This window comes from Sorangium sp. So ce367 (assembly GCF_051520455.1).
Taxonomy (GTDB): Bacteria; Myxococcota_A; Polyangia; order Polyangiales; family Polyangiaceae; genus Sorangium; species Sorangium cellulosum_B.
On record NZ_CP150334.1, the window covers coordinates 10,498,726 to 10,513,103 of the forward strand.

At 71.2% G+C, this 14,378-nt stretch carries 14 protein-coding genes; 6 read left to right on the top strand and 8 right to left on the bottom strand.

What is annotated here, in order from left to right; genetic code table 11:
* Positions 1-120 precede the first annotated feature (120 nt).
* Together WME97_RS39755 and WME97_RS39760 are read left to right on the top strand one after the other, a co-directional pair.
* Complete coding sequence (locus WME97_RS39755; protein WP_437545497.1) at positions 121-630, top strand: AAA family ATPase; 510 nt, start codon at positions 121-123, stop codon at positions 628-630.
* A gap of 144 nt (positions 631-774) precedes the next feature.
* Positions 775-1,668, top strand: a complete 894-nt coding sequence (locus tag WME97_RS39760) for a class I SAM-dependent methyltransferase (protein WP_437545499.1) — start codon at positions 775-777, stop codon at positions 1,666-1,668.
* A gap of 18 nt (positions 1,669-1,686) precedes the next feature.
* On the opposite strand, the gene WME97_RS39765 is transcribed toward WME97_RS39760, so the two are convergent.
* Positions 1,687-2,970: a hypothetical protein gene (locus WME97_RS39765; RefSeq protein ID WP_437545501.1), complete on the bottom strand. Its 1,284-nt coding sequence runs from the start codon at positions 2,968-2,970 to the stop codon at positions 1,687-1,689.
* Positions 2,971-3,252: 282 nt separating this feature from the next.
* Here WME97_RS39765 and WME97_RS39770 point away from each other — a divergent pair, with 282 nt between their 5' ends.
* From WME97_RS39770 to WME97_RS39785, 4 genes are all read left to right on the top strand, one after another.
* Entirely contained in the window at positions 3,253-3,480 is a 228-nt protein-coding gene (locus WME97_RS39770) for a hypothetical protein (protein WP_437545502.1), read from the top strand.
* A gap of 184 nt (positions 3,481-3,664) precedes the next feature.
* Positions 3,665-4,189, top strand: a complete 525-nt coding sequence (locus WME97_RS39775) for a hemerythrin domain-containing protein (RefSeq protein WP_437545504.1) — start codon at positions 3,665-3,667, stop codon at positions 4,187-4,189.
* Between the two features lie 48 nt (positions 4,190-4,237).
* The gene (locus WME97_RS39780; RefSeq protein ID WP_437545506.1) at positions 4,238-4,705 is read left to right on the top strand and encodes a hypothetical protein; all 468 of its coding nucleotides are present in this window, start codon (positions 4,238-4,240) and stop codon (positions 4,703-4,705) included.
* A 75-nt stretch (positions 4,706-4,780) separates the two neighbouring features.
* Positions 4,781-5,650 carry a CAP domain-containing protein gene (locus WME97_RS39785; RefSeq protein WP_437545508.1) on the top strand — a complete coding sequence of 290 codons (870 nt, stop codon included), beginning with the start codon at positions 4,781-4,783 and terminating at the stop codon, positions 5,648-5,650.
* Between the two features lie 25 nt (positions 5,651-5,675).
* Here the strand turns inward: WME97_RS39785 and WME97_RS39790 are convergent, their stop codons facing one another.
* The 7 genes from WME97_RS39790 to WME97_RS39820 form a co-directional block, all read right to left on the bottom strand.
* Positions 5,676-6,365, bottom strand: coding sequence for a tRNA-uridine aminocarboxypropyltransferase (locus WME97_RS39790; protein ID WP_437545510.1), 690 nt, complete (start codon positions 6,363-6,365; stop codon positions 5,676-5,678).
* A 72-nt stretch (positions 6,366-6,437) separates the two neighbouring features.
* Positions 6,438-7,247: a thioesterase II family protein gene (locus WME97_RS39795; protein ID WP_437545512.1), complete on the bottom strand. Its 810-nt coding sequence runs from the start codon at positions 7,245-7,247 to the stop codon at positions 6,438-6,440.
* Between the two features lie 66 nt (positions 7,248-7,313).
* Positions 7,314-8,930: a (2,3-dihydroxybenzoyl)adenylate synthase gene (locus tag WME97_RS39800; protein WP_437545514.1), complete on the bottom strand. Its 1,617-nt coding sequence runs from the start codon at positions 8,928-8,930 to the stop codon at positions 7,314-7,316.
* A gap of 36 nt (positions 8,931-8,966) precedes the next feature.
* Positions 8,967-9,698, bottom strand: coding sequence for a VOC family protein (locus WME97_RS39805; protein ID WP_437545516.1), 732 nt, complete (start codon positions 9,696-9,698; stop codon positions 8,967-8,969).
* Positions 9,699-9,728: 30 nt separating this feature from the next.
* Positions 9,729-10,874, bottom strand: a complete 1,146-nt coding sequence (locus tag WME97_RS39810) for a Gfo/Idh/MocA family oxidoreductase (RefSeq protein ID WP_437545518.1) — start codon at positions 10,872-10,874, stop codon at positions 9,729-9,731.
* Positions 10,871-12,061, bottom strand: a complete 1,191-nt coding sequence (locus tag WME97_RS39815) for a cytochrome P450 (protein WP_437545520.1) — start codon at positions 12,059-12,061, stop codon at positions 10,871-10,873. The genes WME97_RS39810 and WME97_RS39815 overlap by 4 nt, the downstream gene beginning before the upstream one ends.
* The gene (locus WME97_RS39820; RefSeq protein WP_437545522.1) at positions 12,058-14,370 is read right to left on the bottom strand and encodes a methyltransferase; all 2,313 of its coding nucleotides are present in this window, start codon (positions 14,368-14,370) and stop codon (positions 12,058-12,060) included. The genes WME97_RS39815 and WME97_RS39820 overlap by 4 nt, the downstream gene beginning before the upstream one ends.
* Between the last annotated feature and the right edge of the window lie 8 nt (positions 14,371-14,378).

Here is a 14,378-nt window from a genome sequence, read left to right on the forward strand (position 1 = left end):
TCTTCCCGAAAAGTTCGACGGGATGCTTCAGCGTCCCCTCATGAAGATGCTGGCGCCTGCGATGGGGCGGAACGCGCGCGCCGCTTGCTCGCCGACAGCACCGCGGGATAGCGTCGGGGGATGGCGCGAATCCACCTGATCATCGGCCCCGTGGGCGCAGGGAAATCTACGTTCGCACAGCGGCTCTACCGCGACCACGCCGCCCTCCGGCTGAACCTGGATGAATGGATGGCGCGGCTGTTCCGCCCCGATCGGCCCGAGACGGGGATCATGGAATGGTATCACGAGCGCACCGCGCGCTGCATCGAGCAGATATGGAGCCTGACGAGGAGCTCGATCGACGTGGGTACGAACGTCGTGCTGGAGATCGGCCTGATCCGCCGGCGCGACCGCGAGCGGCTGTACAAGCGGGTGGACACCGCGGGGTACGAGCTCACCGTCTACGTGCTCGACGCGCCCCGCGAACTGCGTCGCGAGCGGGTCGAGCAGCGCAACCGCGAGAAGGGCGAGACGTTCTCCATGGTGGTTCCACCGGACATGTTCGAGCTGGCGAGCGACATGTGGGAGCCGCCCGAGGAGCCCGAGCGCAGCGGGCGCGACATGCGGTTCATCGACACCACGGACGGCTGATCCAAGGACGGGAGTCCCGACCGGCGCCCAGCCGCTCCGCCCCGTGTCCGGCCGGGACGGCGACGGCGCCGCTCGGAGCTGCCGGGTCGGGCTGCCCAGGGCCTCGCGCGTTGAAAGCCCGCCGCCGGAGGCTATGCACGAGGCATGCGTGAGCGTCGCCCCAGCCAGACGGCATCCATCGTCGCCCTCATCCGGGCGCTCGCGGACCAGGGCCTGACCGATGTCCCGGGCTTCGAGGATCCGGTCGTGCACCGGCTGTTGTCGCGCGGGTGGAGCGCCGCCCTGGCGCTGTTCGCGCGCCGGCTCCGGGGCCTGGACCCCGCGAAGCGCGCGCGCGCCATCGCCCGGCTCTCCGCGGTCCCGCTGCGCGTGATGGCCATCGACATCGAGCTCGAGCGCGCGGTGGCGCTCGGGTGCCGCCAGGTCGCGAGCCTGGGGGCGGGGCTCGACACGCGCGCTTTCCGGATGAAGGCGCTCTCGGCGACCCGGTTCTTCGAGATCGATCACCCGGCGACGCAGGCCTTCAAGCGGCGCAAGGCGGCGGGGCTGCCGCCGCTCGTGGAGCAGCTGACCTACGTGCCCGTCAACTTCGAGCGCGACGCGCTCGCCGCGTGCCTCTCGGCCGCCGGCCATCGATCCGACGAGCCGACCGCGTGGATCTGGGAGGGGGTGGTGATGTACCTGTCGGACGAGGCGCTGCGGTCCACGCTGCAGGCGCTCGCCGACGCCTCGGCGCCGGGCAGCGTCCTCCTCGTGTACTACATGGAGCCCCCCGAGCCGCGCCGCGCGCAGCGCATCATCCGCCTGCTCACGTGGCTCTGGAGCGAGCCGCTCATCGGCCTGCGCCGGCGCGAGGTGATGCTCGCGGAGGTCGAGCGGGCCGGGTTCCGGGCGCTGCGCGACACGGGCGCAGCGGACTGGGCACGGCAGCTCGGCGCCCCGTTCGCGCCGTCCAACCCGGCCACGAACACCCGGCTCCTCGTCGCCGAGCGGCCCGGCCCGGGCGCTGCCCCGCCGCCCGCTCGCCCGCCGGCCTGACCCGGCCAGCGCCGCGCCTCAGCTCCACGTCGCGGAGCGCCGCGGGTGGCGGGTCTCGATGGCCTCGGCGTGCCCCCGCAGCCCGCGCGCGGCCGGGAGGTTGCCGTGCTCCTCGAAGACGTCGGCAAGGGAGAGCCCGAGCACGACGATCTGCTGGGGCTTCTCCAGCGCGCCGACCGTCGGCGCCACGGAGCCGAGCAGCTCGAACGCCCGCCGCCACGCCATCGCCGCGGCGTCCGGCATGTCGGCGTTGAGCGCCGCGTGGCCGGAGCAGCGGTGCATGTCGGCCGCGAACTCGTGGCTCCCGCGGCGGTTCGCGAGCTCCCCCGCGCGCGCGTACGCCTCCGACGCGTCCAGGAAGCGGCGCTGCTTGCTGTGCAGGCTGCCGAGCGAGGCGTAAGCCTCGGGCACGATCGCGAACAGGCCGCGCCGCTCCGCCTCCTTCAGCGCGGCGACGAACACCCGATGCCCCTCCTCGACAACGCCCGCCGCGATCAGCGAGCGCGCGCGCTGCATGGCGATGTGGACGGCCTCCTCGCCCAGCCCCCGGCTCGCCAGCATCTCCTCGGCTTGCTGCTGGAGCTGCGCGGCCTCGGCGTGCCGCCCCGCGTGAAAACACGTGTCCGCCTCGTGCAGGAGGCGCCGCGCGGGGAGCAGCTCCGGGGCGCGGAGGGGCGACTCGGCGGCGATGCGCACCTCCAGATCGGCGGGGAGGCGCCGCCCGCGCGCCGAGAGATCGGTGATCACGCGCTCGAGCTCGGCGATGGCCGCGCCGTCGGCCTCCGGCCACACGACGCGGGACGCGCCCTCGCCGAGGCGCGCGAGCAGATCGCCGACGCTCGAGTGGACAGGGTCGACGAGGACCCAGCGCACGAGCGCGAGGTCGGGGCAATGCGCGAGCCAGAAGAGGTCGCGGGCATAGGCGCGCGGGTCGTCGATGTGCTGCGGCGCCAGCACGACGACCGCTGTCCCGTCCGGGGCGCCGGCGGCGACGTGCGCCGCGAGGGCGCTGGCGAAGGCGTCGAGCGGCTCGCGCAGCGGGCCGTCCTCGGGCGTCGCGAGCGCCGCCGGGGCGCCGAGCTCGCGCGACAGCGAGCGCTCTCGGGCCGCCCAGCCGCGGCTGGGCCCGTAGACCGGATCGGCCAGGACCCAGACGGGACGGGGCGCCGGGCCTGCTTCACCGAGCGCCCGCAGCAGCGCCAGCGTGTGGCCGTGGACGTGTGCCGGCACGATCACGTGCAGCAGGCGGGCTCGCTCGCCCGTGAAGATGGCGCTGAGCGCGCTGGCGAAGTCGTGGGTCATGTCGCGGTTCCGGGCGGAGTCTTGCTCCGATCGCCGCGGAGGCCAAGCGGAGGCGCCCGCGTCGCGGCGCGGGGCCTCCCCTGCCCCTGCCCCACGAGCGCCCGCCTCCCGGATCCTGGGCGGGGCGGCCATTGCGCGTCGCAGGACGCCACGGTCGAGGCGATGTGTCTCAGGGGCGCGATCTCCGGATCGGAGGGTGTGGTGGCGAGGAGCACGCGCGGGCGCTCGGCGCGGTTTGGCCCGGGCATTGCTGACATGGTCGAGCGCGGAGGACAAGATACCGTGAAAACAGGGATTCGATCGCTGCTCCTGGGCAGCGTGGTCATCGGTTGCGTCGGTGTGATCGGTTGCGGAGGCAGCAAGCCTCAGCCGGAGGGACCGGCCGAGAAGGCGGGCGAGGCCGTGGACGACGCCGCGCGCGACGTCAAGGACGAGGCGAAGGACGCAGCGGAGTCGACGGGCGACGCCGCCGAGAAGGCGGGGGACAAGATCGAGGACAAGACCGACTAGCGGCCCCGAGCGATCTCGGGCCGTTCGCGTGGCGAGGGGCGAGCCCGGACGCTCGCCCCTCGCTGCGCCTCGAACCGTGAGCAAGGCTGGCCGGAGCGCCTCGCGCGCGAGATCGCCCCGGCCGGCGATGAACCCCGAACAACCCCGGCCGCGCCGAGGCGCGGCGCACCATGGAGGAAGGAAGATGAAAGCGACGTCATTGCTCGAGAAGCAGCATCGCAAGGTGGAGTCCCTCTTCAAGCAGCTCGAGAGCGGCAGGTCGGATCCGGCGCTCGTGCTCGCCGAGCTCGCCAACGAGCTCGCTGCGCACATGGCGATCGAGCAGGAGACGTTCTATCCCGCGGTGCAGCAGATCAAGGAGGACGTGATCCTCGAGAGCTTCGAGGAGCACGCCATCGCCGAGCTCGCGCTGAAGCGGCTGCTCTCGACCTCCCCGGAGGATGTCTCGTTCAAGGCGCGCGTGACGACGCTGAAGGAGCTCATCCAGCACCACGTCGAGGAGGAGGAGAAGGAGCTCTTCCCGGCGGTCGAGAAGGCCGTGGACGAGAAGCGCCTCAGCGAGCTCGGCAGGTCGATGAAGGCGGAGTTCGAGCAGCGGCTGGCCGAGGGCTACGAGACGCTCCTGCCGGCGGGCTACAAGAAGACGTCCGCGGACCAGGCGAGCCACGTGATCCACGAGAGCCACGCGAACGGCGCGGCCCGGGCCTGACGAGGCTTGATCGAGGAGAGAGGTCGAGCGGCCGTCCGGCGGTGAGACATGAAAGACGCGATCGGCTGGATCAGCTCTGGCATCCTCGTGCTGACGATCGGCAATCAGGTCTACAAGCAGTGGAGGAGCAAGACGAGCCAGGGCATCTCCAAGTGGCTCTTCGTCGGCCAGCTGGCCGCGTCGATCGGGTTCGTCCTCTACAGCTGGATGCTCGAGAGCTGGGTCTTCGTGGCGACGAACTCGCTCATGGTCGCGAACGCGCTCGCCGGCGCGACGATCGTCTATCTCCAGCGGAGGCGCCGCGCGCCTCCGCCTTCGGAAGACGAGGCCAGGGCCCGGCGAGCGTTCAAGTTTCCACGGGCCGCCGGCCCGCGGGCGCGACATCTGAAGGCCGGTCGCGGTGCGCTGGCTGTCCTGTCTCGCACGAGTGGAATTCGAAGCAAACGAACACACATTCATGCGACACGCGCGCTTCTCTCCGCACAGACACGCGGGAAGCCCGCCAATCGAGCCTGAACCGATCAAGCATGCAAAAGTGAAGCAGGATCGGTCGATGTTGAGCATGCGTCGAATGCCCCCTAGACTCGACGGATGCTTAACACTCGGACTCCTTCATGCGCCGTCGCGCTCGCCGCGACGTTCATCGGTGCTGTGCTGTCGGGCTGCGTCGGTGAGGTGGGCGACGGGTCGCTCGATGGCGAAGGCGGCGGGCCGTCGAGCGGCGCCGGCGCCGTGATCCAGCCGGGAGACTCCGGCAGCGGGCCGAGCACCAGCAGCGGCGGCTCGACCACGGCGGGCACCGGCGGCTCGTCCACCGCGACGACCGGGGGCGCCGGCGGCTCGTCGGCCCAGGGCACCGGTGGCTCGGCCACGGCAGGCGCAGGCGGCTCGTCGGCCGAGGGCGCCGGCGGCGCCGGCGGCTCGGCTGCGCAGGGCACCGGCGGCGCTGGGGGCTCGGCCACGGCGGGCGCCGGCGGCTCCTCCGCGCAGGGCGCTGGGGGCTCGGCCACGGCCTCGACCACGGCGGGCACCGGGGGCTCGAGCGGCGAGGGTTCCGGGAGCGGCGCAGGCGGCTCGGGCGGCGCCACCGGCGCGGCGCAGCTGTGCGTCGATACGATCAACCAGCACCGCGCCACGCTCAACTTGCCGCCCCTCGCGCGCTGGGTCGAGGCGGAGTCGTGCTCCGATGAAGAGGCCGAGTCCGATGGGAACACCGGCGAGTTTCACGGCGCGTTCGGCCTTTGCAAGGAGAGCGCCCAGAACGAGTGCCCCGGGTGGGGAGGCCCACCGGAATCGATGATCACCGACTGTTTGCAGGTCATGTGGGACGAGGGGCCGGGCGAGGATTTCGAGAAGCACGGCCACTACATCAACATGAGCAGCACCCGCTACACGAAGGTGGCTTGCGGGTTCCACACCTTCCCGGACGGCAGCGTCTGGTCGGTGCAGAACTTCCGGTGACGGGCGCGGCGAGCGCTCACGGACCTCATCCGTAGGGCGCCGTGCCTCCGCGGGCACCGGCGGATTCATCTGCTCCCAGGACCGCCGCGCCCTCCTCGAGCTTGCCGGTGAGCCGCACGCGCGTCGCGCGGTGCACCCACACGTCGAACGCCTCCATCATGCGCCGCTCGATGGCCGCGCCCTCGAGCAGGCCGAGCGCGCGCGCGACGGCCTCCAGCGTCGACAGGGCGCCCTCGTGCGGCGCGCGGCGCAAGCCATAGCGGCTCGGCGCGCCCTCGGGCAGCGTGACCGGCTCGGCGCCGCGCGCGTCGGCGTCCCGGTGGACCACACGGCGCGCCTGGTTCCAGTTGCCGTCAGGAACGAGCAGCACCACCGGCTCGCCGCTCGCGTCGTCGGGCGTTAGGGCGCGCGCCTCGGGCGACGGGAAGAGCACGAGCCGGCGGCCCTCCGGCAGCGGCGGGCGCGGCTGCGGCGCGATCTCGCCGCGCACGCGCACCTCCGCGCCCTCGAGCAGGCGCGCGACGAGCCGGCCCGTGTTGGTGCTCCTCGTGCGCTCGATCCGGTGGGTGAGCAGCACGACGCGCGTGCGCACGGAGAGCCGGGGCAGCGCGCCGCAGAGGCACATCGCCTGCGGCAAGCCGCAGCCGCGGCAGCGCGGCGTCCCGCGCGCGCGGATGGGGGGCAGATCGGGCGGCTGCAGCGGGAGGAACGTCATCGCGTCCGGGCCGGGCGTTCTCCCACGCGCCGGCCGTCCCGGTCAAACGGCCCCGCACCGGACAGCGGGATCTCAGGGGAAATAGCTCCAGGGCATCTGTGCCTGTCCCAGGGAAGCCGTCGACCTGGAAGGGAGCCGGAACACGCGCAGCACCTCCGAGACGAACGCCCGTGGATCCTGCGTGATGTAGAAGTGATCGCCAACCAGCGCGCGCAGCTCGACCTTCCCTTCCAGCCAGTGCTTCCACGCCTCCACTTCGTCCAGACGGGCTTCATCGTCGGCGGATCCGTGGAGCAAGAGGGTCGGCGTCCGGAGACGCTTGGTACAGCGGTCCAGCGCAAGGCGGTAGCTCTCCGAGGCGAGGAAATCGCCGCGCAGCATCGGCAGGAACACCTCTCTGAGCTGCGCGTCGGTGCGGAATTCCGCGGGACACCCTCCCAGGCGGATCAGCTCCTCGACGAACCCGTCGTCATCGAGCGGGCTGAGCATGCGGCGTGGGATCAGATGGGGAGCGTGGCAAGCGGACAGGACGAGGCCGGCTGGCGCCCGGCCCCACTGCTCGAGCAATCGGCAGGCTTCGAACGCGATCTGCGCCCCCACGCTGTGGCCTACCAGGAGCCACTGGCCGCTGGGTGGCTCCGCGCAGAGCTCGTGCGCCAGCTCGGACGCGGCGTGCTGAACGCTCCGCATGCCGGACTCGTGCAGACGATGGTCACGCCCCGGGTAGGTCACGAGGGACGCCGAGACGTCCACCTGCGACAGCGCCTTCCAGCTGCGGAAGGCGCTATGGCTCCCACCACCGAAAGGGCACACGATCAGGTGCGGGCTGGACGGCGCAGGCGCGCTCAAGAGGCGGCGCAAACTTCGGGTAGATCTGTTCATGGGTTCTCGGGTCGGTGTGGATGTCTCGAGGAACGATCGGCATCTGAACCGAGGTTAAGCGGTCCACTACACGGGCATGGCCGGCGAGGCGCCACAGACCTGCTTCACCAAGGCCCGCTTGTTGACCTTGCCCACGCTCGTCTGCGGAAAGCTCTCCAGGACCTTCAAACGATCGGGCAGCTTGAACGCAGCCACCCCCAGGCGGCTGAGATAGGCGTTCACCTCGGCGAGCGTGGGCGCCTCGCCGCGCGCGATGATGCAGGCACAGGTGCGCTCTCCCATGGTGGCGTCCGGGACGCCGACGATGGCGACGTCACGGATCGCCGGGTGAGCCATGAGGTAGTTCTCGAGCTCCTCGACCGGGACCTTCTCCCCTCCCCGGTTGATCACGTCCTTGCTCCGGCCTTCCACCACCAGATGCCCGCTGGCGAGCCGCCGCACCAGATCTCCGCTCCGATAGAAGCCGTCAGCGGTGAACGCCCGGCGATTGTACTCCTCCGCGCGATAATATCCGCGGATTGTGTAGGGACCGCGGACCTGAAGCTCACCGACCTCGCCGTCCGCCACCTCGACATCCGAGGCGTCGACGATCCTCACCTCGTCGTCCTCGGCCATCGGGCGGCCTTGCGTGTCAATCACGGCGGACGCGGGGTCGTCGAGCCGCGTGAAGTTGAGCAGCCCTTCCGCCATGCCGTAGACCTGCTGCAGCCCGCAGCCAAGGACGGGCCGTACGCGCGCCGCCGTCTCGGCCTTGAGGCGAGCGCCTCCCGCCTGGAGCCACTGCAAGCTGCTCAGATCGGCCTGCACCCACTCCGCCGCCTCGAGCCAGAGCAGGACGAGCGGCGGGATGAGGGCGGTCACGGTGATCTTCTCCTGCTCGATCAGCCGAAACGCCGCCTCGGGGCTCGGGTCCTTGCAGAACACGACGGTACCGCCGGCGTACAGGGTGCCGAGGGCGCCCGGGCACCCCAGCGCGAAGTTGTGCGCGATGGGGAGGCTCACCAGGTACCGGGTGTTCGCGTCCAGGCCTGTCACATCGGCGCTGAGGCGGATGTTGCAAACGTAGTCGTCGTGGGTACGGGGGATCAGCTTGGGAGCGCCGGTCGTGCCGCCCGACAGCAAGAGCAGGGCGACATCGCGCGCGTCCGGCCCGGCCATGATCTCCGGCGGCGCGTCCACCTCGGAGAGCGGCACGAACTCCTCCGCGTCGCCCACCACGAGGACATGCCGGAGGCTCGCCACCCGCTTGCATACCGAACGGGCGAGCGCCCGGTAATCGAAGCCGACATGCATGTCGGCGATCACGTAGGCGACCGACTGCGAGAGCTCTGCCAGATGCACGATCTCGGTCTCTCGATGCGCCGGCAGCGCCAGCACCGGGATGGCCCCGATCCGGAACAGCGCGAAGCACAGGGGCAGAAACTCGGCGATGTTGGGCAGCTGGACCAGGACGCGCTGCTCCTCCGCGATGCCGAGCCGGCGCAGCCCCGCGGCCATGCGATCGGCGCGCTCGTCGAGCTCCTGGTACGTCCAGCGACGCGCTCCGTCGACCACGGCCACGCGCGCCGGCGTCGCTCGGGCCCGCGTGCGCAGCATCTCGCCCAGGCGCTCGCCTCGCCAGTACCCCGCTTCCCGATAACGATCCACGAACTCAGCGGGCCAATCGACACATCCACTCAACATGGGAGCTCCCTCGCTTTCACCGACGTTCGTCGGCGCTCACTGTCCTGCGCTTCGATGCGCGCGGCCCGGGTCAGCGTTCGGGCGGGCGGGCAGCACGGCCGCGCCGTGCAGGAGGGTCGGGTCGAGATCGGCGGTCAGGCCGGCGATCTCGATGGCGCGGACCCCCGTCACCTCGGAGGGCTCGAGCGCGAACGTCGGGTCGTCACCGACGATCCGGCGCACCGCCTCTCGATGCTCGGCGCGGACCCCCATGCGCACCCGGCTGAGCCTCCTGGCCCCGTTCGGATGGTGGTTCTCTCTCGGATGTTGAGGCGGATCGTAGGGGGTCACGATGAACGGGAGACGATCGTTCGCCGGATAGGCAAACTTGAAGCGGATCTCCTGGCCATCGGGCTTCGTCCGCCGCCACCCGATGGCCCTGCCGACGGGGATCCCTGCCTCCCGCAGCGCGGCGAGCTCACGGTCGAGAGCGTGCGTGTCCACCACGACCGCCACGTCGCAGAAGCCCTCACCGTGCTCGGACCAGCGGATCATCCGCCGGCCCGAGCCGCGCCCGGCCATCAGCTCGATCGGCCACTTGAACCACCGCGCGCTGCGCGGCGTCGTGAGCAGCTCGACGATGGGGCCTTCCGTGAACCAGATGTGCGCGTGCTGGGCTTTTCGCTCGGGTGTCGCGTAGTCCACCTTGAACCCGAGCTTTCTGTAATCACGCACGGCTTGATGAATGTCGCGCACCCATACCAAGACGTGGCTGCAAGAAGTCGCCATGTTCAGTTCTCCCGAGCGCCAGGCGCTCGATCAACGCGCGCCGCTCCCGGCTGCATCGAAGGCCGCAGCGCGCGCCGCCGCGCGCAGCTCGTCGACAGGGAGCGGCTCCGGGGTCTCAGGACGGATGAGCTCGGGCATCCCGATCCGCTCCGTCAGATCACGCCACGCGAGCGACACGCCGAGGGCCCACTGGCCGCTGCGGATACGGCGGGGCGGGTCGGCGATGTCGCCGCACAGGTCGTGCAAGGCGACGACCACAGCATCGGGCCACGTCCGCGCGAACACGTCGTGATAGCTGCGCGTGCGCTGGTCGCCGAGGATCAACGTGCTCTCCACGGCGAGGCGGTCCGTGCCGGGGCCGCTCATGATCAGGCGCCCGGTCGGGTCGCGCGGCGAGTGCATGCGCGGATTCCAGAGGACGGGTCCGTGGGTGTCGGCCAGGGTCAGCACGCCGGCGTCGCATCCGAGCGAGATCCGGTGCATCAGCAGCGAGTGATTGTCGGGATCCTCGGGGTGGACCTGGTTCTGCACGCGGAGCGTCACGGGCACGCCGCCGAGGGTCGCGCTCAGGCTCTGAAACGGCTGGCCGGCGACCGGCGACGGCCGGCCGCCTCGCGGCGCGCATTCGGAGAACGACCACGGGCGCAAGTCACCTGCGGCGCGGCCGATCACGTCGAGCAACGGATAGGCGACCTGGCTGTTGCAAGCGGCGTCGATGAACTGGATGCGCTGGCGCTTCCTGATGTACTCGGCCGCCGCAAGGAACTGCCGGATCGGGCGCACGTTCGGGTACAGCGTGTTGACCGCGTAAGCAGCGCCCCCCCGCTTCGCGGCCTTCAGGCACGCGGTGATCTCCGCGGCGTGCACGGGGTGCTCCTGCAGCACGTGGATCCCGCGCTCGAGCAGCGTCCTGGCCAGATCGGAGCCTGGGCCGCCGGTCGCCCCCGAGCGCACCACCACGCAGACGATGTCGATGTCGCCGGGGATGTCCTCCACCCTGGTGTAAAGCGGCGCTCCGTAGCGCTCGGCGCACCTCCTGGAGAACTCGCTGCCGCGCCCGAGCACGCCGGCCAGCGTGAATGACTCCTGCGCCGACGCGACCGCATCGAGGTAGATGCGCCCGAAGGCGGTGCCGGCGACGACGACGCGCTTCTTCTTGCCGCCGCCGGCGCTCACCAGGTCACCTGCATCGTGAGCGGCCCGCGGAAGAACGTCGCGGTCTTCCACTGGACGTCGGCGTCGAGGCGCAGATCCGGCAAGCGGGTCACGAGCGCTCTCAGCGCTTCCTGGAGCTCGACCCGGGCCAGCGACGCGCCGATGCAATAATGCATCCCACAGCCGAACGCGAAATGCGCCCGCGCGTCTCGATCGAAGTCGAGCCGGTGTGGATCGGAGAACTTGCGCGGGTCGTGGTTGGCCGCGCCGACCGACGCAAACACGGGCTCACCCGCGCGCACCAGCGTGTCGCCCACCTGGACGTCCTCGGCGGCGTAGTGCGGAAACATCGCGGCGGACGCGAGCGGCACGAAACGGAGCAGCTCCTCGACCGCCTGCGGCACGAGGCCAGGATCCGACTTGAGGCGCGCGAGCTGCTCCTGATGGGTCAGGAGCGTGTAGATGAAGTTCGGGATCTGCGAGGAAGTGGCCTCGTACCCCGCGATCAGGATGGCGATGCAGAGCTGGACCAGCTCGCGCTCGTTCAGGCGGTCATTCACGTCGTGCGCCTCGATGAGCGCGCTCATCAGGTCGTCCCCCGGCTCGGCCCGGCGCAGGCGGATCAGCCCCATGATGTACTGGGATAGTTCACCGAGGTTCCGCTGCGTCTGCTCCGCTGTCTGCGTGTTGGTCGAGAGCAGAGAGTCGTTCCACTCCTTGAACCTGGACTGATCCGCCACCGGAACGCCCAGGAGCTCGCAGATCACGGACATCGGGATCGGCAGCGCGTAGTCCCGCACGAGATCCGCAGGGGGGCCTTTGGCCACCATCCTGTCGATCAGCTCGTTGGCGAGGTCGCGGACGTGCGGGCGCAGCTGCTCCACGCGCCGGTTGGTGAACGCCTGGGTGACCAGGTTGCGGATGCGGGTCAGCTCGGGCGGGTCCATCATGACGATCCCGCCGGCGATGCGCGGGAGCGCCCTCGGGGCGTCCGCGCGCTTCGTGGCCTCCTCGCGGCTGAACCGCCGGTCGGACAGCACGAAGCGGACGTCCTCGTGGCGGGTCGCGAGCCACGCCGGCTCGCCGTAAGGCAGCTTGACCTTGAGCAGCCCCGGCGTTTGCTGAGCGCGGGAGTACGCAGAGGCGAGCGCGATGCCGTCGAAGAGGTTGAACGGATACTGGATGGGGGGATTCGTCGCGGTAGTCATTGCGTTCGTCCTTGTGATGCCGCCGTGGAAAGCGGGCGGGAATCGAAGCGCCGGCGGCGCGCGGCCCAATCGCGCAGCCGCTCGCGGTCGAGGGCGCCGCCTGCGGCGAGCGGCAGCTCATCCACGATCTCGATGCTGGCGGCGGCTCCAAGGCGCTCGCCGAGATGCTCGGAGAGGTGCTCCGAGGTCAGCAGCGCCCGATCCATCTTGGTCCGGGCCGCGAACACACGATGGCCGAGCCGCTCCAGCGGGTGGCCGTCCCGGGGCAGCCCGAGGACGCGCTGGAGGCCAGCGCCGTCCAGCGCCGCGTTCCACTGAGGCAGCGTGAGGAACGTCGACTCCGTCTCGGCCCTGCCGTCGCTGGCGTCGTCCAGCATGAAGGCCTGGGATGCCATGACCCAGAACTCTTCGACCGTGGGCTCGGTCAGGACGAGCCAGCCGCCGGGGCCGAGCAGCTCGTTGAGCCAGCGGAGGGAGGCATCCGTGTTCCGCGCGGCGTTGAGCACGCCCCCGCCGATGATCACGTCGAACGAGTTCGGGACGAAGCCCTGGTCTCTCGGCGCGACGTTGATGTCGTAGAGGCCGAAGCGCACGCACCGGTGCCCGGCGAGCCGCGGGGCGGCCTGATCAAGGAAGTACCTGGAGACGTCGGTGTAGAGGTAGTCGACCTCGGCGCCCGAGAGCTCCGGCAGGAGCGACTCGGAGGTCGCCCCCGTGCCGGCGCCGACCTCGAGCAGCCGGATCGGCCGCTGCCCGGGCCATTCCCTGGCAATCCTGCTCACGAGGAGGCTGACGGCGCGGTGCTGGTACCGGGCGGCGATGCTCTCGCGATACAAGGCCCTGGCGAGGTCGGTGCGCCCTTCCGGGAACAACAGGTGAACGGCCCGCACAGCGCCGGAGATCAGGTCGGGCAATCGATCGGCGTTCCGGACTGCGTAGTCGATCGTGCCGGCCGCGCCGACGGTGGCCAGCCACTCGCCCTTCAGCTCGTCCCATGCGCGCGCCAGCGCGGCGTCCGAGAAGTCGCAGACCGGACCCACGGCGCTCAGCCGATCTCCGTCCCGGCGCAGCAGCTTCTGCTCCGTGAGCACCCTGAGCCAGCGACGGATGAGCGGCCGATGCGCGGCGGCGACCCGCGCCCGCGCGAGCACCTCGTCCACGGTGTGGGCGGCGGCCGTGTCGGTAAAAAGGCCGCTGCGGCCCAGCGCGTTGAGCATCGACAGCAGCGCTGTCTGTCCCAGCCGCTCCACGGCCGTGATCGCCCTGTTCAGGTCGGTCCCGGCGAGCTCGGCGTCCAGCGCGGCAGTCGCCTTGGCGATCAGGCGCTGTCCGCTCGCGTCCCCGTCGGCGTCGTCGCTGGCACGCTTCGCGGGGACGGCAAAGACGGCCCAGCCGTCGCCGTCGGAGGGGATCACCGCCGCCGCCGCCACGCCCGGATGGCTCATCACGAGCTCCGCGATGCGCGCCGCTTCTTGCTCGGCTCTGCGCAGCTCGCGCTCCACCGGCACGAGCCCGGCTTCACCGGCGATCCTGTCCACGAGCTCTGCGCCGAAGACGCGCCGCACGGCCGCGGAGGACTCGGCGGACAGCGCTCCACCGGCGCCTGCGCCGGCGTCGTACACGATACGCCGCAGCGCCCCGAGGTCGGCGAGCGCGGCCGCCGGGTGGGCCAGGAGGCTGCGCAGCAGCGCCGCTGACACGATCGCGCAGTCCGGGGCCGCTCGCTCGAGGAACGAAAGGGCCTTGGCCGGGCTCGCGGCGCTCGCGGAGCTCGCGTCCACCGCATGATGGTGGACGGCGGCGCCCGCGCTCCAGCTCGCGAACGCTGCATCCCCGCCGAACCCGGCCAGCGGCGAGAGCACCGCCGTGCGCGCAGGCGAAGGGCCGAGCGCGTCGCGCAGGGCAGCTACCGATTCGCAGAACACCGCTCTCGACCACACGAACGATCCGCGAACCACGGAGAACGGCGCGTCGTCCACCAGGCGCGGCTCACAGGCGCTCGCCCCGTCGAGCGCGGACAGGTCAGCGTCGGTGATCCTCAGGACATCGCCGCCGTCGATCGCTGGTTGCTCGGCGGAGAACCGCGCGCCGAGCAGCATCGCGGCCAGCCGGACCGGCAGGGCCTGAGGCCTGTCTCCGGCGCTCCAGCTCAGCGTGCGGCCCGCGACGGCTCCGCGCTGGCGCAGCGCCGTGACAGCGCGGAACGTCGCGTCGAGCACCTCTGCTCCGGCCCACTCGCGCCCGCTCGACACCAGCGCCGCTCGGCTCCCGAGGCGCTCCAGCCCATCGATGATCTGTCTCACGGTCATGGCACCTC

Excerpts from the sequence above, each read along its gene's own strand:
- WME97_RS39755 (WP_437545497.1), top strand. The coding sequence starts at position 121 with ATGGCGCGAATCCACCTGATCATCGGCCCCGTGGGCGCAGGGAAATCT.
- WME97_RS39760 (WP_437545499.1), top strand. The coding sequence starts at position 775 with ATGCGTGAGCGTCGCCCCAGCCAGACGGCATCCATCGTCGCCCTCATC.
- WME97_RS39765 (WP_437545501.1), bottom strand. The coding sequence starts at position 2,970 with ATGACCCACGACTTCGCCAGCGCGCTCAGCGCCATCTTCACGGGCGAG.
- WME97_RS39775 (WP_437545504.1), top strand. The coding sequence starts at position 3,665 with ATGAAAGCGACGTCATTGCTCGAGAAGCAGCATCGCAAGGTGGAGTCC.
- WME97_RS39780 (WP_437545506.1), top strand. The coding sequence starts at position 4,238 with ATGAAAGACGCGATCGGCTGGATCAGCTCTGGCATCCTCGTGCTGACG.
- WME97_RS39785 (WP_437545508.1), top strand. The coding sequence starts at position 4,781 with ATGCTTAACACTCGGACTCCTTCATGCGCCGTCGCGCTCGCCGCGACG.
- WME97_RS39790 (WP_437545510.1), bottom strand. The coding sequence starts at position 6,365 with ATGACGTTCCTCCCGCTGCAGCCGCCCGATCTGCCCCCCATCCGCGCG.
- WME97_RS39795 (WP_437545512.1), bottom strand. The coding sequence starts at position 7,247 with ATGAACAGATCTACCCGAAGTTTGCGCCGCCTCTTGAGCGCGCCTGCG.
- WME97_RS39800 (WP_437545514.1), bottom strand. The coding sequence starts at position 8,930 with ATGTTGAGTGGATGTGTCGATTGGCCCGCTGAGTTCGTGGATCGTTAT.
- WME97_RS39805 (WP_437545516.1), bottom strand. The coding sequence starts at position 9,698 with ATGGCGACTTCTTGCAGCCACGTCTTGGTATGGGTGCGCGACATTCAT.
- WME97_RS39815 (WP_437545520.1), bottom strand. The coding sequence starts at position 12,061 with ATGACTACCGCGACGAATCCCCCCATCCAGTATCCGTTCAACCTCTTC.
- WME97_RS39820 (WP_437545522.1), bottom strand. The coding sequence starts at position 14,370 with ATGACCGTGAGACAGATCATCGATGGGCTGGAGCGCCTCGGGAGCCGA.